The organism is Flavobacterium sp. GNP010, from assembly GCF_056428945.1.
In genome coordinates this window covers 1-231 of the sequence record NZ_JBWJVK010000170.1, presented here as the reverse complement: position 1 = coordinate 231, position 231 = coordinate 1, and the positions used below count along the sequence as shown (strand labels likewise).

At 33.3% G+C, this 231-nt stretch carries 1 pseudogene; it reads left to right on the top strand.

From position 1 onward, the window contains the following. A pseudogene (locus AC061C_RS15965) lies at positions 1-231 on the top strand (long-chain fatty acid--CoA ligase); the annotation flags it as partial.

Below are 231 nucleotides of genomic sequence, written 5' to 3'. Positions count from 1 at the left end.
AAGAAGTACAACCTACTGTAATTACTGCTGTACCTAGATTACTTGAAAAAGTATATGATAAAATTTATGCTAAAGGAACTGAGTTAACTGGAATCAAGAAAAAACTATTTTTCTGGGCTATTGATTTAGGTTTAAAATACCAACCTTACGGTAAAAACGGGATTTGGTACGAGCTACAACTTGGTATTGCAAGAAAACTAATTTTCAGTAAATGGAAAGAAGGCCTTGGCG